Raw genomic sequence first — 22,266 nt, 5'->3', positions numbered from 1 at the left:
CGACCGGCGCGAGGGCTCATCCTGCCGTATGCCGCGGTGCCGTCCGCACCGGCGGGGCACCGGGACACCGCCGGGTGCGGGCCCGGTGCGGCCTGCGCGGCTCACGGGACCGTCCGATGTATCGAGGCGTGGCGAGCGGCCGGTGTCCCGGATCAGCCGTTGCGGCCTGTCGTCTTGTGGATCCAGCCCGCGTAGGCGGGCGCGCTGGTGTAGAGCCCCGGGCCCTCGCTGCAGCGCACGCCCGGGGTGCCGGGGCCCGAGGTGACGCCGATGAGCTCCCAGCGCCCCTTCCGGCCCCGCTGGAGCTGGGGGCCACCCGAGTCGCCGTTGCAGGCCATGGCCTTCGGTACCCGGCTGATCGTGCACAGGCGGGTGCGGTCCGCGTAGCCCGGCGCGCACTCCGAGTCGGCGCCCCTGCGCGTGTCGAGTTCCTGGAGCCGCTCGGGGAAGACCCATCCGGTGAGGTCGGGTACGTCGACGATGGTGCCGAAGCCCAGGACCCGGGTCGGGGTGCCGGGCCGCCCCGGCGCGTCGGCGATGCGGACGGGCTTCTCGGCGACCGGGCGGTCCAGGCGGATCAGAGCGAGGTCGTCGCGGTTGGGGCCGGTGCCGTCGCCGTTCCTGTAGCCGGGGTGGGACACCGTCGTCGCGACGGACCGGACCGTGCCCCCGGACGACTTCCACGCACTGCCGATCCGGACGGTGCCGTCCGGGGTGACAAGCGTCGGGTCCACGCAGTGGGCGGCTGTGAGCACCCACTTCGAGTCGATCAACGATCCCCCGCAGACGCCCTTGAACGAGGGGTCGTCCACACCCGTCACCGGGATCGACACCATGGACGGGTAACGCTGCGTGGAATCCTCCCCGTTGACGATGGCTTCGGCACCGCCGGTCGTCATGGCGGCGTACGCCGCTCCCGTCAGGACCACCGCGGCGGTGCGCGCCACCGTGCGGCGCGAGGACTTCAAGCTGAACACTGGATCTCCGATCGGACGAGCAGGTGCGACGTGCCCAGCCTCCGCGATCAAGAGGAACTGATCCATCCGGTCAGTGGGCCTGTCCGGGCTCCGGCGAGCGGGCCCGCGCAGGGTGGGGAGAACCCCCGGACGGACCACCACCACAGGACGTCAGAGCACCTTCGTCCGCACCAGCGCCGCCAGGGTCAGCGCCCCCGGCAGCAGCGGCAGCCACACGGTGATGACGCGGAAGGCGAGGACCACCGCCGTGGCCACGGCCGCCGGCCCGCCCGCCGCCACCAGCGCCACCACCAGCGCCGCCTCCACCGAGCCGATGCCGCCCGGCGTGGGCACCAGCGCGACCGCGACCGTCGCCGCCAGGTACGCCACCGCCATGTGCCCGGGCGGCACCCCGAGCCCCAGCGCCCTGCCGATCAGCACCAGCGCGGTCGCCTGCAGCGCGGGGAAGGCCAGCGCGCCGCCCCACAGCGCGAGCGCCCGCGCCGGGCGTGCGTGCACCGAGCGGGCCTCGCCGAGCGCCGTCCGCAGGAAGGAGACCACGGCCGTCCGCAGCCGCCGTACCAGCACCAGCGCACCCGCCGCCGCGACCGGCACCGTCCCCGCGGCGAGCAGCAGCGGGCCGACGGCCCCCTCGGGCAGCAGCGTGCCCAGCCGCAGCGCGCCGGGGAACGCGAGCAGCAGCCCGCCCAGCAGGGCCAGCCGCCCGGCGCCCTCCGCCAGCAGATACAGGGCGAGGGCGGCGGACGAACGGGCGAGAGGCAGCCCGCACACCGTCATGAACCGCAGGTTGACCGCGCTCGCGCCCAGCCCCGTCGGCAGCAGATGGTTGGCCGCGCCCGCCGCGAACTGGACGGCGAGCAGTCGCCCCGACGGCAGCCGTTCCACCACCGCACCCTGCCGGGTGCAGGCGGCGGCCACCCAGGTCAGACACGTCACGCCGGCCGCCGCCAGCAGCCAGGGCCCCTCGGCGTCGGCGAGCCGGCCGAAGCCCTCGGCGAGCACCGACCGGTGCCGCACCGCCACCACGGTGACCAGCAGCAGCGGAAGGACACAGACGAGCCGCCGGACCAGGCGTGCCCGCCCGTCCGGGCGGGCAGTCGGGACACGGCCGGAGAGAGGCGTCTCGGGAAGGTGCACCGCTGTCACACCACAAGACACTCCCCGAGCCGCGCCAACTACGGATGACCGACGCGCGGACGCGGGCTTACGGATCGCGGGCACGCCGTCCTTGACCTCAAGGAAACTTGAGGTCATACCGTCACCCGCATGAGCATGGAGACCACCGCCTGGACGCAGCTGCACAGCGTGATGAACGCCGAGCAGGAACGCCGTCCCTTCGCCCGCACCACCCTGCGCCGCATCGGCGCCTTCGCCCGCCCGCACCGCCGCCGCATCACCTGGTTCGTGCTGCTCGGGGTGGCGACCGCTCTCCTCGCCGTCGCCACCCCGGTGCTGGCCGGAAAGGTCGTGAACGCCATCGTGACCGGCGGCGACGAGAGCACGGTCGTCCGGCTGGCGCTGCTGATCGCGGTGATCGCGGTCGCCGAGGCGGCGCTCGGCATCCTCTCCCGCAGGCTGTCGGCGACGCTCGGGGAGGGACTCATCCTCGACCTGCGGACGGCTGTGTTCGATCATGTGCAGCGCATGCCGGTGGCGTTCTTCACACGCACCCGTACGGGAGCGCTGGTCTCCCGTCTCAACAACGACGTCATCGGCGCCCAGCGCGCCTTCAGCAACACCCTGTCCGGCGTGGTCAGCAACCTGGTCACCCTGCTGCTGACCCTCGCCGTCATGCTCACCCTGTCCTGGCAGATCACCCTGATCGCGCTGGTGCTGCTGCCGGTGTTCGTGGTCCCCGCCCGCCGCATGGGCCGCCGCATGGCCCGCATGCAGCGCGAGGCCGCCACCCTGAACGCCGCGATGGGCACCCGGATGACCGAGCGCTTCTCCGCGCCCGGCGCCACGCTCATCAAGCTGTTCGGCCGCCCCGAGGAGGAGTCCGCGGAGTTCGCCGCCCGCGCCCGCCGTGTCGCGGACATCGGCGTGCGCACCGCCACCGCCCAGGCGGCGTTCATCACCGCGCTCACCCTGGTCTCCGCCCTGGCCCTGGCCGTCGTCTACGGCCTCGGCGGCTGGTTCGCCCTGCGCGGCACCCTGGACCCGGGCGCCGTCGTCGCCCTGGCGCTGCTGCTCACTCGCCTGTACGCGCCGCTCACCGCACTCGCCGGGGCCCGCGTCGAGGTGATGAGCGCCCTCGTCAGTTTCGAGCGCGTCTTCGAGGTGCTGGACCTGACCCCGCTGATCGCCGAGAAGCCCGACGCCCGCCCCGTCCCCGACGGCCCCGTCGCCGTCGAGTTCGACGACGTCCGCTTCGGCTACCCGTCCGCCGACAAGGTCTCCCTGGCCTCCCTCGAAGAGGTCGCCTCCCTGGACACCCGCGGCGGCGACGAGGTCCTGCACGGACTCTCCTTCCGCGCCGAACCGGGCCGGACGATCGCGCTCGTCGGCTCCTCCGGCGCCGGCAAGTCGACCATCGCCCAGCTGCTGCCGCGCCTGTACGACACCGACGCCGGCGCCGTACGGATCGGCGGCGTCGACGTCCGCGACCTCACCGCCCGGTCACTGCGCGACACCCTCGGCATGGTCACCCAGGACGGCCACCTCTTCCACGACACCGTCCGCGCCAACCTGCTGCTGGCCCGGCCCGAGGCCACCGACACCGAGCTGTGGGACGCGCTGCGCCGCGCCCGCCTCGACGACCTCGTGCGGTCCCTGCCCGACGGCCTCGACACCGTGGTCGGCGAGCGCGGTTACCGCCTCTCCGGCGGCGAACGCCAGCGCATGACCATCGCCCGGCTGCTGCTGGCCCGTCAGCGCGTCGTCATCCTCGACGAGGCCACCGCACACCTCGACAACACCTCCGAGGCGGCCGTCCAGGAAGCGCTCGCCGAGGCCCTGGAGGGCAGGACGGCCATCGTGATCGCCCACCGGCTGTCCACGGTCCGGGCGGCCGACCAGATCCTGGTCGTCGAGGCGGGCCGGATCGTGGAACGCGGCACGCACGACGAACTCCTCGCGGCCGGCGGCAGGTACGCCGAGCTGTATCGCACGCAGTTCGCCGCGCCCGGGCCGGCCGGGGACGCGGCCGGCCGGCCGCGGCACGCCGAGCCGGCGCCGTCAGGGCGTTGAGGCAGGAAGGCGCGGGCGGTACGCCCGGCCGGGCGTACCGCCGCCGTCACGTGTCGCCCCTTCCGGTGGGGGAGGGGGACGGCTCGGGAGTGGTCCAGCACGCCGTCCGGGACGATCCGCAGCAGCTCGCGCAGTTCGGTGTGCAGGGGAGCCGCCGGGGTTCGCGGCGGGTTCGCGGCACTCACCGCGCGGGAGGGACGCTCCCGGCACTCGCGGGGAGGTCCTGTTCGGCCCAGACGACCTTGCCGCCGGGCGTGCGGCACGAACCCCAGCGCCGGCACAGCATGTTGATCAGCTGAAGCCCGCGCCCGCTCTCGTCGCTCACGTCGGCGTGCTGGATCTGCGGCAGGTCGGGCCCCGTGTCGGACACCTCCACGGACAGCCGCTCGTTCCGCAGCAGCCGCAGCTCACCGGGAGCGTTGCCGTAGCGCAGGGCGTTGCCGACCAGCTCGCTGACCACCAGCTCCGTCGTGTCGACCAGGTCCTGCAGCCCCCACTTCGCCAGCTGCTCACGCACCGTGGCCCGGGCCTGCCCCGCGGCCGTGCCGTCCGGCGGCAGCGCACGCGCGTACACCTCGCCCTCGGGACCGAGCGGCCGGGCGGCGGCCACGAGCACGATCGCGTCGTCCGCCCGGTCCCCGCCGACGCGCTCGGTGACGGCCTGGCACACCGTGCCGTCCTCGGGCACGCCGTCGCCGACCGCCCGGCGCAGCCGCTCCAGCTGCGTGTCCAGACCGGCGGTGCGCGACCTGATCAGACCGTCCGTGTACAGCGTCAGCCGCCCCCGCCGGGGCACGGGGCAGTCGACCGGGTCGTACGGGATCACCCCGGCCCCCAGCGGCGCCCCGGCGGGCACGTCCAGGAACGACGTCGTGCCGTCCGGCCCGGTCAGCAGGGGCGGCGGGTGACCGGCGCTGGCGATGCGGAAGGTGCCGTCGTACGGGTCGTGGACCGCGCACAGGCAGGTGGCGACCTGGTCCTCCTCCAGGTCTCGGGCGGCCAGGTCGAGCCGGGCCAGCAGCCGCTCGGGCGCGATGTCGAGGGCCATCAGGGTGCGGGCCACCGTGCGCAGCCGGCCCATCGTCGCGGCGGCGGCCAGCCCGCGTCCCATCACGTCGCCCACCATCAGCGCGGTACGGCCGCTGGGCAGTGCGACGACGTCGAACCAGTCGCCGCCCACCGCGGCCGGATCACCGGCCGGGACGTAGCAGGAGGACACGTCGAGACCGGGTGTGCTCGGGCTGGTCCGGGGCAGCAGGGCCCGCTGCAACGTGACCACGTGCTCCCGCTCGCGTCCGTACAGCCGGGCGTTGTCGATGCACATGGCGGCCTTGGACGCCAGCTCCATGGCCAGGGCGACGTCGGCGCGCGTGAACGGGGCCCGGCTGCCGGCCCGGATGAAGTCGGCCAGGCCCAGCAGCACCCCGCGGGCGATCAGCGGCACCGCCAGGTAGGAGTGCACGCCCGCGCGGCGCATGAGGTCGGCGGCGTCGGGAGTGGGGGCCACGGCGGCGAAGTCGGTTCGCGTCATCCGGGTCAGCAGTACCGGCTTGCGGGAGGTCAGGCAGGTCTGCCCCAGCCGGTCGGCGGTGTGCACGGACAGCTCGCCCACCGGGTCCGGGGCGAGGTGCAACCCATCGACCTGCGACACCGCCATGGCCCTCAGCTCGGGCGCGCCCGGGCCTCGGAAGCGGTCGCCCTCCTGGAACCGGAGCACCGAGTCCAGCAGGTCGACCGCGCACCCGTCCGCCAGCTCCGGGACGGTGAAGTCGGCCAGCTCCTTCGCCGTGCCCTGGAGGTCGAGCGTGGTCCCGATGCGTATCCCGGCCTCGTTCAGCCAGGCCAGCCGGCGGCGCGCGCCCAGCGCCTCGCTGACCGGCCGCAGCGCGGTCCGCAGCGTGCGGTGTCCGCCGACGAAGGGACCCGGAGGCCGTCGCGCTCCACGCCGCCACTGTCGTTCCCGCACGCGCCGCCTCCTCCCAGGGCCTCCTGGAACCGATTCTGCCCCTCCTACCGGCCACCGCGCCTGTCCGGTCGGGGAAAGCCCCGCCTCGCGCCGGCGGCAGGTCCGGGCGGCGGACGGCGGCGCGGCGCCCGCCGAGTGAGACGCGCCACGGTCCTGCGCCTCTGCACGGGCGGCTCCGACGGGTAGGTTCCTACGGCCGCGCCCACAGGGAAAGGGGCCGAGGGACACCCAGGACATCCCGTTCCATCCCCTCCGAGGAGAGAACACGAGACATGTCTTCACGTGAATCCGCGCACCAACCACCACAGCGCATCGGCGTGGTGGCCGAGTCCGTTCCGGGGGAGAGGCGTGTCGCCGCGACTCCCACGACGGTTCGCCAGCTGCTCGGCCTCGGTTACGAGGTCGTGGTGGAGCCGGGGGCCGGCGCGGCCTCCGGCTTCAGTGACCGGTCCTACCTCGACGCCGGCGCCGAGACCGGCGAGGCGTGGACCGCGGACGTCGTCCTGAAGGTGACCTCCCCCTCCGACGAGGAGGTCACCCGGCTGCGGCCGGGGGCCACCCTGGTCGCCCTGCTGGCCCCGGCACAGCAGTCCGGGCTGCTGCGGGCGCTCGCCGATGCCCGGGTGACCGCCCTGGCGCTGGACGCGGTGCCGCGCATCTCGCGGGCGCAGTCGATGGACGTGCTGTCGTCGATGGCGAACATCGCCGGGTACCGGGCGGTCATCGAGGCCGCGCACGTCTTCGGCCGGTTCTTCACCGGCCAGGTCACCGCGGCGGGCAAGGTGCCGCCGGCGAAGGTGCTCGTCGCCGGCGTGGGTGTGGCCGGTCTGGCGGCGATCGGCGCCGCCTCCAGCCTCGGCGCGATCGTACGGGCCACCGACCCGCGGCCCGAGGTCGCGGACCAGGTGAAGTCCCTCGGCGGCGAGTACCTCCCGGTGAACGTCGCCCAGGAGACGAGCGCCGACGGGTACGCCAGGGCGACCTCCGCCGACTACGACCGTGCCGCCGCCGAGCTCTACCACGAGCAGGCCCGGGACGTGGACGTCGTGATCACCACCGCGCTGATCCCGGGCCGGCCGGCGCCGCGCCTGCTGACGGTCGAGGACGTGGCCGTCATGAAGCCGGGCAGCGTCATCGTCGACATGGCCGCCGCCCAGGGCGGCAACGTCGAGGGCACCGTGCCGGGGCGCACGGTGGTGACCGGCAACGGCGTCACCGTCATCGGCTACACCGACCTCGCCTCCCGGCTGCCCGCCCAGGCGTCGCAGCTGTTCGGCACCAACCTGCTGAACCTGGTCAAGCTGCTCACCCCCGGCAAGGACGGGCAGCTGACGATCGACTTCGACGACGTCGTGCAGCGGGCCGTGACCGTGGTGCGGGACGGGGAGGTCACCTGGCCGCCACCGCCCGTGGCGGTCTCGGCCGCGCCGGCCCCGGGGCCCGCGCAGCCCGCCGCCGAACCCGCCCCGCCCGGGGCCCCGCGGCCCAGACTGACGCCCGCGGCGCGCCTCGGCGTCCTCGGGCTCGGCATGCTCGCGATGTTCCTGCTCGTGGCCTTCGCACCGGCCCAACTCGCCGAGAACCTGACCGTGTTCGCCCTGGCGGTGGTGATCGGCTACTACGTCATCGGCAAGGTGCACCACGCGCTGCACACACCGCTGATGTCGGTCACCAACGCGATCTCGGGCATCGTCGTGATCGGCGCCCTGCTGCAGATCGGGCACGAGAGCAGGCTCGTCACCGCGCTGTCCTTCGCGGCGATCCTGCTGGCGAGCATCAACATCTTCGGCGGTTTCGCCGTCACCCGCCGCATGCTGTCCATGTTCTCGAAAGGCTGAGCCGGATGACCTCCATGACGGCCTCCCACGCTGCCGACCTGGTCGCCGCCCTGCTGTTCATCCTCAGCCTGGCCGGCCTGTCCCAGCACCGCACCTCGCGCGCCGGCGTCGTCCACGGCATCGCCGGCATGGCCCTTGCGCTGGCCGCCACGGTCGTGGTGGCGGCGCAGAGCATCAGCGCCGGGGCGGTGGCCCTGATCGTGCTGGCGATGGCGCTCGGCGCCGCGATCGGCCTGTGGCGGGCACGGCGGGTCGAGATGACGCAGATGCCCGAACTCATCGCGGTACTGCACAGCTTCGTCGGCCTCGCCGCGGTGCTGGTCGGCTGGAACAGCTACCTGGAGGTGGAGGCGCACGGCGCGGCGCAGACCCGGATCGGAGCCGACCTGCTGGGCATCCACCACGCCGAGGTGTTCATCGGCATCTTCATCGGTGCCGTCACCTTCACCGGCTCGGTCGTCGCCTTCCTGAAGCTCTCGGCGCGCATCGCGTCCCGTCCACTGATGCTGCCGGGCAAGAACGCGCTGAACGTCGGCGCCCTCGGCGTCTTCGTCGCCCTGACCGTGTGGTTCACGATCAGCCCCGGCCTGCCGCTGATGATCGCGGTGACCGTGCTGGCCCTGGCGCTCGGCTGGCACCTGGTCGCCTCGATCGGCGGCGGCGACATGCCCGTCGTCGTCTCGATGCTCAACAGCTACTCGGGCTGGGCCGCGGCCGCGGCGGGCTTCCTGCTCGACAACAACCTGCTCATCGTCACGGGCGCACTGGTCGGCTCCTCCGGCGCCTACCTGTCCTACATCATGTGCAAGGCGATGAACCGCTCCTTCCTCTCCGTCATCGCGGGCGGTTTCGGCATCGAGGCGCCGTCCGGCCGCGAGGACGAGCAGGGCGAGCACCGCGAGGTGCGGGCCGAGGAGGCGGCCGAGATGCTCGCCCGGGCCCGCTCGGTGATCATCACCCCCGGGTACGGCATGGCGGTCGCCCAGGCCCAGCACCCGGTCGCGGAGCTGACGCGGCGGCTGCGGGAGCGGGGCGTGGAGGTGCGCTTCGGCGTCCACCCCGTCGCGGGGCGCCTGCCGGGGCACATGAACGTGCTGCTGGCCGAAGCCAAGGTGCCCTACGACATCGTCCTGGAACTGGACGAGATCAACGACGACTTCGCGGACACCTCCGTCGTGCTGGTCATCGGCGCGAACGACACCGTCAACCCGGCCGCGGCCGAGGACCCGGCCAGCCCGATCGCCGGCATGCCGGTGCTGCGGGTCTGGGAGGCGGAACAGGTCATCGTCTTCAAGCGCTCCATGGCCTCCGGCTACGCGGGCGTCCAGAACCCGCTCTTCTTCCGCGAGAACAGCAGCATGCTCTTCGGCGACGCCAAGCAGAGCGTCGAGGAGATCCTGCACGCGCTCGGCACGAACGACGACCACGGGCCGGCCCCGGGCACGCGTCGGGCCACGCCGGTCCGCGGCTGAGACGAGGGCGGTCACCGGCCCGGCCGGTGGCCGCCCGTGGCAAGGTGCGACCGGGATCACGGCACGCTGTCATGTCCTGTGTTAGTGTCATGCGTTTGCGTGGTCGTCGCGGTGGGCGATTCTGCACGTTCGGTGCCGCTTGTGCGCGGGCCGTTCGATCCTGCCGGGCCTTCCTCGGTACGTTCCCCTGCGGAAGGCTGTTCACGATGCATCCCGACGACTCCGGCACCCCTCACGGCGGTCCCGCCCGGCCCGGTGACACCACCCCGGCGCTGCCCCCGGCCGTCTCCTTCGCCGGCCTGGAACTGCCGGGCGAGGTGCTGCGGACGCTGAGCCGGCTCGAGGTGCGCGAACCCTTCCCGATCCAGGCCGCCACCCTGCCCGATGCCCTGAAGGGGCGCGATGTCCTGGGCAGGGGGCGCACCGGATCGGGCAAGACGCTCGCCTTCGGCCTGCCGCTGCTGACCCGCACGGCCGGCCGGCGCGCCGAACCGAAGCAGCCCCTCGCGCTGATCCTGGTGCCGACCCGGGAGCTGGCCCAGCAGGTCACCGAGGCGCTGGCACCGTACGCCGAGGCACTGCGGCTGCGGACGGCCACGGTCGTCGGCGGCATGTCGATCGGCCGGCAGATCGCCGCGCTGCGCGAGGGAGCCGAGGTGGTCGTCGCCACCCCGGGACGCCTGCACGACCTGATCGAGCGCAACGCCTGCCGCCTGGGACGGGTGAGGATCACCGTGCTGGACGAGGCCGACCAGATGTGCGACCTGGGATTCCTGCCGCAGGTGGTCGACGTGCTCGACCAGGTGCACCCCGACGGTCAGCGGATGCTGTTCTCGGCCACGCTGGATCGCGACGTCGACCAGCTGGTCCGCCGCTACCTCCACGACCCCGTCGTCCACTCGGTGGACCCGTCCGCGGGCGCCGTCTCGACGATGGAGCACCACGTCCTGGTCGTCCACGGACCCGACCGCTACGCCGTCACCACGGAGATCGCCGCCCGCGACGGCCGCGTCCTGCTGTTCCTCGACACCAAGCACGCCGTCGACCAGCTCACCCGGCATCTGCGGGCCAGCGGGGTGCACGCCGGGGCCCTGCACAGCGGCAAGTCCCAGCCCCAGCGCACGCGGACCCTGGCGCAGTTCAAGAACGGCCAGATCACCGTTCTGGTGGCGACCAACGTCGCGGCCCGTGGACTGCACGTCGACGACCTCGATCTCGTGGTCAACGTCGACCCGCCCACCGACCCCAAGGACTATGTGCACCGGGCGGGCCGCACCGCCCGCGCCGGTGAGACCGGCACCGTGGTCACGCTCGTGCTGTCGGGTCAGCGCCGCGAGACGAGCCAGATGCTGGCCGGGGCCGGCATCGAGCCGACCGTCACCAAGGTGCGTTCGGGCGAGGCGCAGCTGAGCCGGATCACCGGCGCCAAGGCTCCCTCAGGCACCCCGCTCGACGGCGGACCCCCCGCCCCCCGGCCCAAGAACAACAACGCTCCGTTCCGCGGCCTCGGCACCAGCAAGGACCCCTCCCGCGGCGCCGGCGGCAGGTCCCGGAAGTCCGGCGAGGCCCGCAAGCTCGCCGAGGCCCGCAAGGCCGCCCTCGTGCGTCGCAACGGCTGAAACGGAGCGGGATGATGTCACCGGCGCCCCGCACCGCGCCCGGCATGACAAGCTGTGCTTGCCCCACCCCCACCCGAACCCAGGAGGTCACCATGACCGCAGAGCCCGTACCGACGGAAGGTTCGGAGCCGGCCGCCGCCGAGACGTCCCCGCTGGCGCCGGACAGCGACGGCAACTACGACCTCAAGCGCAAGTTCCGCGAAGCCCTGGCGCGCAAGCGCGGTGCTCAGGCGGACGCCGCCGACATGGCCGCCAATCCCGACGCGTCGAAGGTGCGCGCGGCGCACGGCCCGGCGTCGAGCCAGCGGTCGTTCCGACGCAAGAGCGGTGGCTGAGTCCACCGGTCCTGGGACCCGGCCGCTTCACCGGCACCCCGCGCGCTCCTGACCCCGCGCGCACCGTGCAGTGGCCCGCGATGTGCGCATCCGACTGCGCCCGTCGCGGGCAAGGCGTGACCGGAGGCATTGCCTCCGACCGGCTACGAGTCGTCGGCGGGGGAGCGCCGAGCGGAGCGACGGCGCAGGTGCAGCGGCAGCACGTACCAGCACAGGCCGAACCAGAGCATGACACCGGCGGCGAGCGCTTCGGCGAGGACGCCGGGGATCACGAAACGCAGGATCAGCAGCAGCGTGCAGCCGATGGTCAGCGCGAGCAGGACCATCCCGCACATCATCAAGCGGCCGGCGGCCTCCACGACTTCGTCCTTCATGCGCTGACCGGACAGGAAGCGGTGGATGGACACGGGCGCTATGAGCGAGCCCGTCGCCGAAGCGCCCAGGACCACGGTGGTGACGTAGATGACGCGGTCCACCGTTCCCAGTTCCCGGAACAGCGGGGTGAAGGCCACGCTCAGCAGGAAGCCGAAGAGGATCTGCACACCGGTCTGGGTGACCCGCGTCTCCTGAAGGATCTCGTTCCAGCGGCGGTTCACCCGCTCGCGCGGCGACTCCGGGTCCTCGGCACCGGGCCCCGGGCCGTGGCCGTCGTGATGTGCTCGGCACGCGGTCTTCTCCCGGAGCTCGGCCGACTGCTCCGCTGTGGTCATGGCACCTCCCGATCGCAGGCCGACCATCTGCCCCGCCTGGCCTTCTTCATGCAGGGGCCGGCGCACGACCACCATCTCCGGCGTGGCGCGTCTCACCGATTCCGCGCGATCCGGGGAGTGAGGGCAGGCCGCGTGGAGGAGGTGTGTGACGGACGACGACTGAACCACCGCCTGTGACCTGAGTGTTCAGGTCAAGGCAGGTATGACCGGCCAGGCCCGGCAACTCGACGACGCCGGAACGGACATGGATGGCGTCAGCTCGGCCGTCAAGTCCCGCACGACCTACTCCTACGGCGATGCCGGCGGCCACGACGCCGCGTCGGCGCTGAACGCGTCGTAGGCGACGGCGGGAGAGAACCGGGGCGGCATGGGGCCCGAGGAGCAGGAACGGATCAACGACTCCGCCGTCGGCAGCGTCACCGGCACCGACTACGAGCGCCAGGACCTGAACAGCGCAGCCGACCGCAGGGCGGTCCTCACCGACGTCGAGAGGTCGGTGGCGCAGGGGCGGCCGGTGCCGGTGGACGTCTCGGGCAAGGAGGGCGCCCACGCGATGACCATCATCGCCCAGGAGGGTGACATGCTCCAGGTGTACAACCCCTGGGGCTCGACCACCTGGGTCAGCGAGGACGACTTCATCAACGGTCACATGGGCAAGGCTTCCAGCAATGATCTCCCCAACGCGTACAGCGTCCATCTTCCGCGGTAGCAGGGGCGGTGCCGCGGTCGCGGCGGCCGCGCTCCTCGCTCTCACCACGGGCTGCGGCTCCGGCACCGACGAACCGGCCGGCGGCTCCGGGGGCACCTCGAGCCGCCCGGTGAACGACACCAGCATCACCGCCGAGCCGGGCGAGCGCTTCACGCTCACCGTCGACCAGAACGCCTCCACCCGCGAGTACTGGTACCTGGTCGGCCCCGCGCCCGACAGCTCGGTACTCGTCAGCCGCGGCCGGGACCACGCGTCGGACTCCGGCGACGAGCCGGTACCCGGTGCCGGCGGCCGGCTCACCTTCACCTTCGAGGCCAAGGGCAAGGGAACCACCCGGTTCACGCTGCTGCACTGCACCTTCACCACGTGCACGGGCAACACCTCCACGCGGCCCCCCGGGACGGCCGGCCCCTCCGCCGCCCCGGCCACGGGATCGCCCACCCCCTCCCAGGCCCCCGAGCGCATCACCTACACCGTCACCGTCGGCTGAGCCGCAGCCGGACCGGTCAGACGAGACGAGACACCCGAGGCCCCGCATGAACGACGGCGCCCCGCACCCGCCCGACCGCACGGACGACGAGCTGGCCCGGCTCGACATCACCGTCCTGCTGCGTTACGGCCTCACCGCCGAGTCCGGCGACCGGCGCACCGCCCTGTTCGGCGACGGCGCCGCGGCCGCAACCGTCGTCCTCGACCGCCTCGGCACCCAGGGGCGCTCGGTCGCCTTCCTCGCCGACACCGTGCGCGCCGGCGGACTCGCCCACGCCCCGGAGCTGCCCGAGCCCCTGCCCCGCCGGGAAGCGGCCGCCCTCGTACACGAGTGGCTGGTGGCCGGCACCGAACTCGCGTGCGGCATCGCCGCCGACGACACCGCGGCCACCTGGCTGCACGCCGTCGCGCCCCTCCTCGAACGGAAGCCGCTCGCCCGGGCACGGGGCCGGAGCACGTGAACTGAAGCGGAACGACCCAGCCCGCCGGGCGGCTCACAGCCGTCCCGGTGCTCAGCGATGCCTGCAGGTCGGGACGGTTTGGCGGGAAAGCGGTGTGAGCGGGCAGTGGCGAGGCGCCGTCGCCGTCCCCTCCGGCGCCTCCATATTCCCGCCGCGTGCCGCTCCTTCGATGATTGACCAGAAACCGCCGACGACCGGCACACCATGCTGCGGTTTTTGTGAACGCAGTGTTTCGCGGCGGTCGAAACTTGGCCGGAATGGCCTGGCACGGAGTGTCCACGCGCGGGCGAGCGCGGGTCGTCCATCGGTCGTACACGGCATCGAACGTGCCCTACGGATGCGGGCAGTTGCCAGGTCAGACCGGGTCGCGAGGGCCAACTGTCACTCTCCGTGAGCCTGTTGACAACCTCAGGGCGCGCTTGCATTGTCTTGCTGACCGCGCCGACCGAACGAGCAGTCGGTGCGGGAGGGGGAGGAAACAGTGCACGCAATGAGTACGGGCGGGCCCGACGAGGACTGTCCGGGGGACACGGACGACGTCCCGGCTCTCGTGATCGTCGGCGCCAACCCGACCGTGGCGAGGGCGGCGGCGTCTCTGCCCTGCGAGCTGATCCACGTACAACTGCCCGGCGCTCCGGCCCTCGACCCGGGCACCCGGGTCCTGACGGCCGACTTCCGGGACCTGCCGGCCTTCCTGGCCTTCACCGACGAGGTGCTGCGCCCGCTGCGGCCCACCGCCGTCGTCTCGCTCACCGAGTTCGGCCTGGAGCCGGCCGCACTGGCCGCCCGCCGGCTCGGCGTCACCGGCGTTGACCCGGCCGTCGTCCGCGTCACCCGGGACAAGCTGGCCATGCGGCGCGTCCTGGAGCGCGAGGCACCGCATCTGAACCCGGCCTTCGCGGCGGGGGACGACGCCGAGGCGGTGGACCGGTTGTTCGCCGTCTACGGGCGGGTCATCGCCAAGCCGGTCGACGGGGTCGGCAGCGCCTCCATCGCCCTGGTGGAGAGCGTCGACGCGCTCCCGGCGGACCGCCGTACGGCCGCCACCCTGTTCGAGCAGTTCGCCGAGGGGCGGGAGTTCAGCGTCGAGGTCCTCTCCACGGGCGGGCGGCACACGGTCGTCGGCATCGCCGAGAAGGGCACCGCGGACGGCTTCGTGGAAGTCAGCCACACGATGCCACCGCCCTCCCTGGACCCGCGCCGCCAGGAGCTGGTCGCCCGGGCGGTCGGCGAACTGCTCGACGCCCTCGGACTCACCGACGGCCCCAGCCACACCGAGGTGATGGTCGACGGCGACAAGATCGTCGTCATCGAGACCCACACCCGGCTCGGCGGCGACGGCATCGCGGACCTGGTCCGGCTCACGACCGGAGTCGAGTGGCGGCGCGCCGCCCTGGGCTGGGCGATCGGCGAGGGGGTCCGGCGCAGTGCCGCCACGGCGGCCGCGGCCGCCACCGTCTTCCTCACCGCCCCGCCCGGGCGCGTCACGGCCGTCGAGCCGTCGCCGGCCCTCGCCCACGGCCGGATCGACGCCTGGGAACTCTCCGTCCGGCCCGGCGACGAGGTCCGCCCGATGCGTTCCTCCGCCGACCGGCTCGGCATGGCCGTCCTGACCGCGGCCGGCACCGAAGCCTGCGCGGCGGCCGTCGCGGAACTCACCGCACGGCCGGTGGTCACCACCGCGCCCGAGCCACATCTCTGACGCGCGGCCGCACCGCGGTACCGCGTCTCCTGGAGCACCTGACGCTCCGTCCTGCCCGCTTGCCTCGTTCCTGACGACCACACACCACACCGGGGGCCCACATGTCCGTCCAAAACGCGCCGATTTCCTACGATTTCCACGGCGATGTCCCGTTCACCACGCCCTTCAAGGACATCAAGCCCGACGACATCCACATCTACCTCGACCTCGACACCAAGGTCGGCAGGAACACCTGCGGCCAGAAGTGCGCGCACTGCTGGTTCGTCAACTACGAGAAGGTCTACGACAAGTCCTTCGCCATGGAGGAAGGCCCCCGCATCCTGGAGGGCCTCCAGTCGCACGGATACCACGTGTACCCGCGCTACGTGGACAGCTTCGCCTACGACGGCGAGTTCATGAACCTCTACGGACCGGCCAACAACCGCGAGTTCCGGCAGGAGCTGGACCACACGCCGACCGCCACGATGGAGAAGGGCGACGCCTGGACCAGCGGACGCCCCCTGCTCGCCGACAACTGGCGGGAACTCCTCGACCGGGCGGTGGAGAACGGCTACGGCACCATCTCCATCACCTACCACGGCGTGATCGACGAGAACCTCGAGGTCACCGATCACAAGACGTACCCCATCAAGGGCGTCTTCTCCGGGGCGGACACCGAGGAGGTGCTGCGCCGCATCGCCGAGTACAACGAGGGCGTCGCCCCCGAGGACGCGTTCCGCGTCAACATCGGCGTCACCGTCGGCCGTCACAACCACGGCCGCACCTCCCTGGAGCGCTACGCCCACTACTTCAACAAGCTGGGCGTGGCCACCGTCCGGTTCAACAACTTCACCGACCACGGCAACCGCCACCCCGAACTGCGCCTGAGCCGTCAGGAGGTCGAGCAGGCGTACCGCGACTTCAAGTGGCTCCACGAGACGATCCCGCTCGGCTTCCAGCTCGGCGTCAGCGAGGACTTCGGCACGTTCGGCATCAAGGCCATGGGCTTCCCCGGCCACGTCGGCTGGTGCCGGGCCGGCCGTCAGCTCTTCGCCGCCATTCCCGCGCAGGAGGAGGTCCTCTCCGAGGGCCCCGAGGGCCGCCGCGAGAAGATCGGCGACGTCGTCGGCTGTGTCAACACCTTCGAACCGCACCTCGGCATCCTGACCCGCACCGTCACCACCGGCGGCACCACGTACGACGTGGAGTTCGACCACGAGGAGATCGAGGCGTTCACCGCCAAGCGGATGTCCGGCACGTACAAGGACGGCTGCTTCGCCACCGAGCTGTCCGAGGAACTCGGCCTGATCTCCCGGGTCCCGGAGCGGCGCCGGCTGCCGCTCCTCACCGACTCCGCCTCCTGAACCGAGAGAAAGACCCCAGCGATGCGCCACATCCTCGTCTTCGCCAAGACGCCGTATGCCAAGACCCCGTACGACCAGTGGCTGGCCGGTTCGGGGATCGTCCCGGTCATCGTGACCGCGCGTGAGTACGCGGAGAGCTACTCCCATCTCCCGCACGTGCACGCCTTCGACGCGTACGACACCAACCAGCTGGTCGAGAAGACCGCGCTGCGGCTGGCCCGCGAGTTCGCGGTCGAGGCGGTCTTCGCCCGGGCCGAGGCCGATGTCGTACGCGCCGCGCAGTTGCGGGAGCTGCTCGGTCTGCCGGGCCAGCACACCGCGAGCGCGCTGGCCTTCCGCGACAAGGTCGTGATGAAGGACCATCTCGCGGGCGGTCCCGTCGACGTGCCGGCCTACCGCCGGCTCGACTCGGCCTACACCGCCCTCGAATTCGTCGCCGAGCACGGCTACCCGGTCGTGATCAAGCCGGTGTCCGAGTCGGGCTCGCTGGGTGCGGCGATCATCCGTGACGAGGCGGAGCTGGACGCCTACCTGGCCAGTCCGTGGCGGGGGACCAGCGAGATCGAGGTGTTCGTTCCCGGGCAGATGTACCACGTGGACGGTCTGGTGGCCGGCGGGGAGGTCGTCTTCGTCCACCCCTTCCGCTACCTCAACGACTGCCTGTCGTTCCGGAGCAACGACTGGGTGGCCAACCTGCCGCTCACCCCGCAGGATCCGCTGTACGACCGGCTGGTCAAGGCGGCGAGGGCGGTGCTGGCCGAGCTGCCGACGCCGCCGCACACCGCCTTCCACGCCGAGTTCTGGATCACGCCGGACGACCGGCTGGTCTTCTGCGAGATCGCCAGCCGTACCGGCGGAGGCATGATCAGCGCACTGGTCCGGCAGGCGTTCGGGATGGACCTGGACAAGGCGTGGCTGTACGCCGAGTGCGGCCTGACCCCGACGCCGGCCACGCACGGGTACCGGCCCGCGGGCGCCCTGTGCATCCCGCCGCAGAACGGGGTGCTGGAGCGGCTGCCCACGGCGGCCGAGCAGCCCGAGTGCGTCCGTGAGGTGATGGTCACCGGGAGGGCCGGCCAGGAATTCCACGGCGGCGTGAAGTCCGGGCTGTTCCTGGCCGGTTACGTGGTCGGCGGGGACAGCGAGGAGGAGGTGGCCGCCAATCTCGAACACGTGGCGGGCTGGTTCTCCGACACCTCCCGGTGGCGGCCGGCCCCGTCCGCCGGAGGTATCGCATGAGCAGGCCGGCACCTACGGGAACCGACCCCGTCGGCCGGCCCTCGGCACGTCCCGTCGCCACCGGCGAGAGCGACGCGCCGTGAGCGGGGGACGCGCCGGCGGCGGACTCGCCGCGAGGTACCGGACGTTCACCGGTCTGCCGTCCGGACTCAAGTCCCTGATCGTCCTGTCGTTCGTCGTCGCGCTGGGCAGTTACATGGTCACCCCGTTCATCGGGGTGCTCATGGTCGAGGCCGTCCACCTGGACGTCCGGGTGGCCGGGGTACTGGTGGCGGTGGCCACCTTCATCCAGTTCGGCGGCAGCATCCTCGGCGGCGCGGTCGTGGACCGGCTCGGGCTCAAGCGGACCATGGTGGGCGCGCTCACCCTGCGCACGGCCGGCCTGGTGCTGCTCGGGGTGGCCGTCGAGGTGCCCTGGGTGGCGTACCCGGCCGTCGTCCTCGTGGCGGGCGGCCCCGCGCTGTACCTCCCGGCGAACAAGGCGTACATCGTCACCAGTGTCTCCGACGAGCTGCGTCCGCTGTTCCTCGGGGTGAGCAGCGCCGCGCTCAACGCCGGCATGGGCCTCGGCCCGCTGCTGGCCGCGCTGCTGGTCGACGCCGACCCGATGGCGCTGCTCATCGGACTCGCCGCGCTCTTCGCGCTGATCACCGTGGCCCACCAGATCACCCTGCAGCAGGCCGGGCGCCGGCCGGCCGCGGCGCCGGAGCCGGCCGGGGAGGAGGGGCCCACCGGTAAGCGGGCGGCGCTGCGGGGAGCGCTGCGCCCGGTCCTGTTCACCGCGCTCGCCTACTACCTGTACTTCTTCTTCCAGAGCTTCATAGGTCTGTACGCCGCCGGGGTGTCCAACATCCAGGCGCTGGGCTGGGTGATGCTGCTCAACTGCGCCATGGTGGTGGTGCTCCAGCCGGTGCTCGCCGACCGCATCGCCCGGGCCGACTACCGCCTGCTGATGGCCGGTTCGTTCGCCGTGATGGCGGCCGGCATGGCGGTCATGGCCCTCGGTGGCACCCCTGCCCTGCTGGGCGGCACCGCGCTGTTCACCATGGGGGAGATCTTCCTCTTCCTCCGCTGCGACCTGGAACTGGTCGAACTCCTGCCGCGCAACGCCGCGTTCGCCTTCGGTGTGCAGCGGCTCACGGGCGGAGTGGGCGGACTCCTCGCCGGCGTCGTCGGCGGATTCGTCTTCGCCCACTACAAGTCCGGCGGCCACCTGGGCACCTTCTGGCTCGTGGTGGGCGCGCAGTGCGCGATCGCGGCCCTGCTCGCCCTGGCGCTCGGCCGCCACCGGCAGCCCGCCGTGCCCGAACCGCCGCTGCCCGAACCGGCGGTGGGCCGGTGAACGAGACCGTCGACTCGCCGGAGACACGGTACGTCCACGCCGGTTCGGACCCGCGCCGGCAGGGCGGCTACGTCAACCCGCCCGTGCACCACGCCTCCACGGTCCTCTACCGGGACGTGGCGGAGATGGACGCCTCCCAGGCCGACCCGCTCAAGCGCGGCGGCCCGGTCTACGGCCGTTTCGGCACGCCCACCACCCGCGCCTTCGAGGAGGCGCTGGCGGAACTGGAGGGCGGCCACGCCGCGGTGGTGACGTGCTCCGGCCTCGCGGCGATCACCACGACGATCCTCGCGTACGTCCGGGCCGGCGACCACATCCTCGTCAGCGACTCGGTGTATCTGCCGACCCGGAAGTTCTGCGACTCGCTCGCCGCGCTGGGGGTGGAGACCGAGTACTACGACCCGACCGCGGACGGCGCCGCGATCGCCCGGCTGATCCGCCCGCGCACACGGCTGCTGTACCTGGAGTCCCCGGGCTCCACCACCTTCGAGGTGCAGGACGTCCCGGCGCTCACCGCCGTCTGCCGGGCCCGCGGGGTGGCCACCGTCGCCGACAACACCTGGGCCACACCCGTGTACCACCGCCCGCTGGCACTGGGCGCGGGCGTGGACGCCGTGGTGCACTCCGCGACCAAGTACCTGACGGGGCACGCGGACAGCATCCTCGGGGCGGTCGTCTGCACCGAGGAGAGCTACCCGCTCGTCCGGGGCGCGGCGATGCGACTCGGCCAGTGCGCGAGCGCCGACGACGCCTACCTGGGCCTGCGCGGACTGCGCACCCTCGGGGTGCGCCTGGCCCGCCACCACGAACAGGGGCTGGATCTGGCCCGCTGGATCGCGGAACAGGAAGGTGTGGCGGCGGTTCTGCACCCCGGACTGCCCGGGGACCCCGGACACGATCTGTGGCGCCGCGACTTCACCGGTGCGGCCGGCCTGTTCGGGGTGGAACTCGACCCGGCCTTCGGCAAACCGGACATCGACGCGATGCTGGACCGGCTGCGCCTCTTCGGCCTCGGCCACAGCTACGGCGGCTACGAGAGCCTGATCGTCCCCGCCGACCCCGTCTCCCGGCGCCTGCCCGGAACATGGGCGGGCCGCGGCCCGCTGATCCGGGTGCACGTCGGTTTCGAGGCCCTGGCCGACCTGAAGGAGGACCTGAGGGCGGGGTTCGAGGTCCTGCGCGGGAGGCGCGGGTAGAAAGGACGGGCCACGTCTGCGGTGCCGGCATCATGTCCTGGACGTTTTCGACTGACAGCACACCGGCGGCACCCGCACGACACGTCGCAGGGTCGAACGGCAGCCTCCGCCGTCACCGGCCGGTGCAGTCGGCGGGCGATGTGCCCGGGGCCGTCAGGGGGAGGCCGAGCTGGGCGCGCTCGGTGAGCCAGCGGGTCGGGCGGTGTCGCGGGTCGCCGGTCGTGGCGTGCAGGGCCCGCTGGAGCTCCAGCATCCGGGCGGCGCCGATCCGGTCTCCCCAGGTCAGCGGCCCGACGGGGTAGCCGAGCCCGGCACTCACGGCCAGGTCGATGTCCGCCGGAACGGCGAGTGAGCGCTCCGCGATCGACGAGGCGACCGACACCACGGAGGCCAGCAGCCGCTGTGCGACCGAGCCCGCCGTGTCCCGCACCACCGACACGGCGTACGGCTCCTCACCGTCCGCCGCCCGGGCCAGGACCGCACGCGCGTCCCGCGCGGCGGACGGATCGGCCGCAGGTGTCACCGCGAGCACTCGGCGCCGGCCTGCCGCGGGCAGCGGGTCCACCCCGAAGGCGCGTCCGGCGGGCAGACCCAGCGCGGCCACGGCGGAGGCCACCGTGGTGCCCCAGACCGGAACCAGCACCACCGCGGCACCGGACGGCTCGGGGCCGGCCTCCACGGTCGCCCCGGTGGCGGTCAGCGCCTGGCGCAGCGCGGCTGCGGACGGAGAATCCGTCTCCGTCACGAACACCGGTCGGTCCGCGTCGCCCGTCACCGGCGGCTCCGCGACGGCGGCGGCGGCGGTGTCATCCGGGCCGTAGGCGTACCAGCCCCGGCCCGTCTTCCGGCCGTGCAGCCCCGCCGTCACCCGGTTCGGGGTGAGGTAGGAGGGGCGCAGGCGGTCCTCGTGGCGGAAGCCCTCCCAGATCGAGTCGATCACCGAGGCCGTGACGTCGAGCCCCGTGAGATCCATCAGCTCGAACGGACCCATCCGCAGCCCCAGCACGTCCCGGGCGATCCGGTCGATGTCCACCGGTTCGGCGACCGACTCCTCCAGCAGCGCCAACGCCTCCGTGACCAGGCCCCGGCCGGCGTGGTTGACCAGGAAGCCCGGCGTGTCCGCGACCGTGACCGCGCGGTGGCCGCAGCCCTCCACCAGCGCGGTGAGGGCCGGCGGGATGTCCGGCCGGGTCGCCGCTCCCGGCACCACCTCGACGATCTTCATCAGCGGCACGGGATTGAAGAAGTGCAGACCCGCGAGCCGGCTCGGGTCGTGCAGGGTGGCGGCGATCCGGGTCACGGACAGGGACGAGGTGTTGGTGGCGAAGACGGCGGCGGCGGGCAGGACCTGTTCCAGCTTCCCGAACACCTCGGCCTTGGTGTCCAGATCCTCCCTCACGGCTTCGACGACCAGCTCGACGTCCGGGCCGGGGGCCCACGGGTCGTCCAGCGGGACCAGCCGCTCCAGGACGGACGTGCGGTCCCCGGCGGACATCCGGCCCTTGTCCACCGCCCGTTCCAGCATGGACCGTACGAAGTCCACGGCCGCTGTCACGGCCTCCTGCCGAACGTCGCACAGCTCCACGGTGTGTCCGGCGGACGCGGCCCACTGGGCGATGCCGCGGCCCATGGCCCCGGCACCGACGATCCTGATGCGCATGGCGATGACGGTCCTCTCG

At 72.8% G+C, this 22,266-nt stretch carries 19 protein-coding genes; 14 read left to right on the top strand and 5 right to left on the bottom strand.

Features of this window, described 5'->3' with window-relative positions; genetic code table 11:
- Positions 1-152: 152 nt before the first annotated feature.
- Both IEZ05_RS19945 and IEZ05_RS19940 read right to left on the bottom strand, forming a co-directional pair.
- The gene (locus tag IEZ05_RS19945) at positions 153-977 is read right to left on the bottom strand and encodes a S1 family peptidase (protein WP_229869772.1); all 825 of its coding nucleotides are present in this window, start codon (positions 975-977) and stop codon (positions 153-155) included.
- 150 nt (positions 978-1,127) lie between these two features.
- Positions 1,128-2,123 (bottom strand): lysylphosphatidylglycerol synthase transmembrane domain-containing protein, encoded by a 996-nt coding sequence (locus IEZ05_RS19940; RefSeq protein WP_189231526.1) that lies wholly within the window; start codon positions 2,121-2,123, stop codon positions 1,128-1,130.
- Between the two features lie 126 nt (positions 2,124-2,249).
- Between IEZ05_RS19940 and IEZ05_RS19935 the strand changes: the two genes are divergently transcribed.
- Positions 2,250-4,166, top strand: a complete 1,917-nt coding sequence (locus IEZ05_RS19935) for an ABC transporter ATP-binding protein (protein ID WP_189231741.1) — start codon at positions 2,250-2,252, stop codon at positions 4,164-4,166.
- 181 nt (positions 4,167-4,347) lie between these two features.
- Here the strand turns inward: IEZ05_RS19935 and IEZ05_RS19930 are convergent, their stop codons facing one another.
- Entirely contained in the window at positions 4,348-6,132 is a 1,785-nt protein-coding gene (locus IEZ05_RS19930) for an ATP-binding SpoIIE family protein phosphatase (protein WP_189231525.1), read from the bottom strand.
- A gap of 272 nt (positions 6,133-6,404) precedes the next feature.
- Here IEZ05_RS19930 and IEZ05_RS19925 point away from each other — a divergent pair, with 272 nt between their 5' ends.
- The 4 genes from IEZ05_RS19925 (at position 6,405) to IEZ05_RS19910 (ending at position 11,396) form a co-directional block, all read left to right on the top strand.
- Positions 6,405-7,970 carry a Re/Si-specific NAD(P)(+) transhydrogenase subunit alpha gene (locus IEZ05_RS19925; RefSeq protein WP_189231524.1) on the top strand — a complete coding sequence of 522 codons (1,566 nt, stop codon included), beginning with the start codon at positions 6,405-6,407 and terminating at the stop codon, positions 7,968-7,970.
- Positions 7,971-7,975: 5 nt separating this feature from the next.
- Positions 7,976-9,442 (top strand): Re/Si-specific NAD(P)(+) transhydrogenase subunit beta, encoded by a 1,467-nt coding sequence (gene pntB / locus IEZ05_RS19920; protein ID WP_189231523.1) that lies wholly within the window; start codon positions 7,976-7,978, stop codon positions 9,440-9,442.
- 206 nt (positions 9,443-9,648) lie between these two features.
- Positions 9,649-11,061 carry a DEAD/DEAH box helicase gene (locus IEZ05_RS19915; RefSeq protein WP_189231522.1) on the top strand — a complete coding sequence of 471 codons (1,413 nt, stop codon included), beginning with the start codon at positions 9,649-9,651 and terminating at the stop codon, positions 11,059-11,061.
- 92 nt (positions 11,062-11,153) lie between these two features.
- Positions 11,154-11,396, top strand: a complete 243-nt coding sequence (locus IEZ05_RS19910) for a DUF5302 domain-containing protein (RefSeq protein ID WP_189231521.1) — start codon at positions 11,154-11,156, stop codon at positions 11,394-11,396.
- Positions 11,397-11,539: 143 nt separating this feature from the next.
- Here the strand turns inward: IEZ05_RS19910 and IEZ05_RS19905 are convergent, their stop codons facing one another.
- Positions 11,540-12,106, bottom strand: coding sequence for a DUF6328 family protein (locus tag IEZ05_RS19905; protein WP_189231520.1), 567 nt, complete (start codon positions 12,104-12,106; stop codon positions 11,540-11,542).
- Positions 12,107-12,308: 202 nt separating this feature from the next.
- On the opposite strand from IEZ05_RS19905, the gene IEZ05_RS19900 reads away from it, so the two are divergent.
- From IEZ05_RS19900 to metC, 9 genes are all read left to right on the top strand, one after another.
- Positions 12,309-12,446 carry a hypothetical protein gene (locus tag IEZ05_RS19900; RefSeq protein ID WP_189231759.1) on the top strand — a complete coding sequence of 46 codons (138 nt, stop codon included), beginning with the start codon at positions 12,309-12,311 and terminating at the stop codon, positions 12,444-12,446.
- Positions 12,447-12,473: 27 nt separating this feature from the next.
- Complete coding sequence (locus IEZ05_RS19895) at positions 12,474-12,815, top strand: hypothetical protein (protein WP_229869771.1); 342 nt, start codon at positions 12,474-12,476, stop codon at positions 12,813-12,815.
- Positions 12,775-13,305, top strand: a complete 531-nt coding sequence (locus tag IEZ05_RS19890; protein WP_189231519.1) for a protease inhibitor I42 family protein — start codon at positions 12,775-12,777, stop codon at positions 13,303-13,305. Before IEZ05_RS19895 ends, IEZ05_RS19890 begins: the two co-directional genes overlap by 41 nt.
- Before the next feature lie 46 nt (positions 13,306-13,351).
- Positions 13,352-13,765, top strand: a complete 414-nt coding sequence (locus IEZ05_RS19885) for a hypothetical protein (protein WP_189231518.1) — start codon at positions 13,352-13,354, stop codon at positions 13,763-13,765.
- Positions 13,766-14,255: 490 nt separating this feature from the next.
- Positions 14,256-15,467, top strand: coding sequence for an ATP-grasp domain-containing protein (locus tag IEZ05_RS19880; protein WP_189231517.1), 1,212 nt, complete (start codon positions 14,256-14,258; stop codon positions 15,465-15,467).
- 101 nt (positions 15,468-15,568) lie between these two features.
- The gene (locus tag IEZ05_RS19875) at positions 15,569-16,810 is read left to right on the top strand and encodes a radical SAM protein (RefSeq protein WP_189231516.1); all 1,242 of its coding nucleotides are present in this window, start codon (positions 15,569-15,571) and stop codon (positions 16,808-16,810) included.
- Between the two features lie 21 nt (positions 16,811-16,831).
- Positions 16,832-18,049 carry an ATP-grasp domain-containing protein gene (locus tag IEZ05_RS19870; protein ID WP_189231515.1) on the top strand — a complete coding sequence of 406 codons (1,218 nt, stop codon included), beginning with the start codon at positions 16,832-16,834 and terminating at the stop codon, positions 18,047-18,049.
- 79 nt (positions 18,050-18,128) lie between these two features.
- Positions 18,129-19,391: an MFS transporter gene (locus tag IEZ05_RS19865; RefSeq protein WP_189231514.1), complete on the top strand. Its 1,263-nt coding sequence runs from the start codon at positions 18,129-18,131 to the stop codon at positions 19,389-19,391.
- On the top strand, positions 19,388-20,587 hold the full coding sequence (metC, locus tag IEZ05_RS19860) for a cystathionine beta-lyase (protein ID WP_189231513.1): 1,200 nt from the start codon (positions 19,388-19,390) through the stop codon (positions 20,585-20,587). The genes IEZ05_RS19865 and metC overlap by 4 nt, the downstream gene beginning before the upstream one ends.
- A 112-nt stretch (positions 20,588-20,699) precedes the next feature.
- Here the strand turns inward: metC and IEZ05_RS19855 are convergent, their stop codons facing one another.
- Positions 20,700-22,247: a 3-hydroxyacyl-CoA dehydrogenase gene (locus IEZ05_RS19855; protein ID WP_189231512.1), complete on the bottom strand. Its 1,548-nt coding sequence runs from the start codon at positions 22,245-22,247 to the stop codon at positions 20,700-20,702.
- Between the last annotated feature and the right edge of the window lie 19 nt (positions 22,248-22,266).

Source organism: Streptomyces flaveolus (assembly GCF_014648815.1).
Lineage (GTDB): Bacteria > Actinomycetota > Actinomycetes > Streptomycetales > Streptomycetaceae > Streptomyces > Streptomyces flaveolus.
This window is presented reverse-complemented; position numbering and strand designations above follow the sequence as displayed.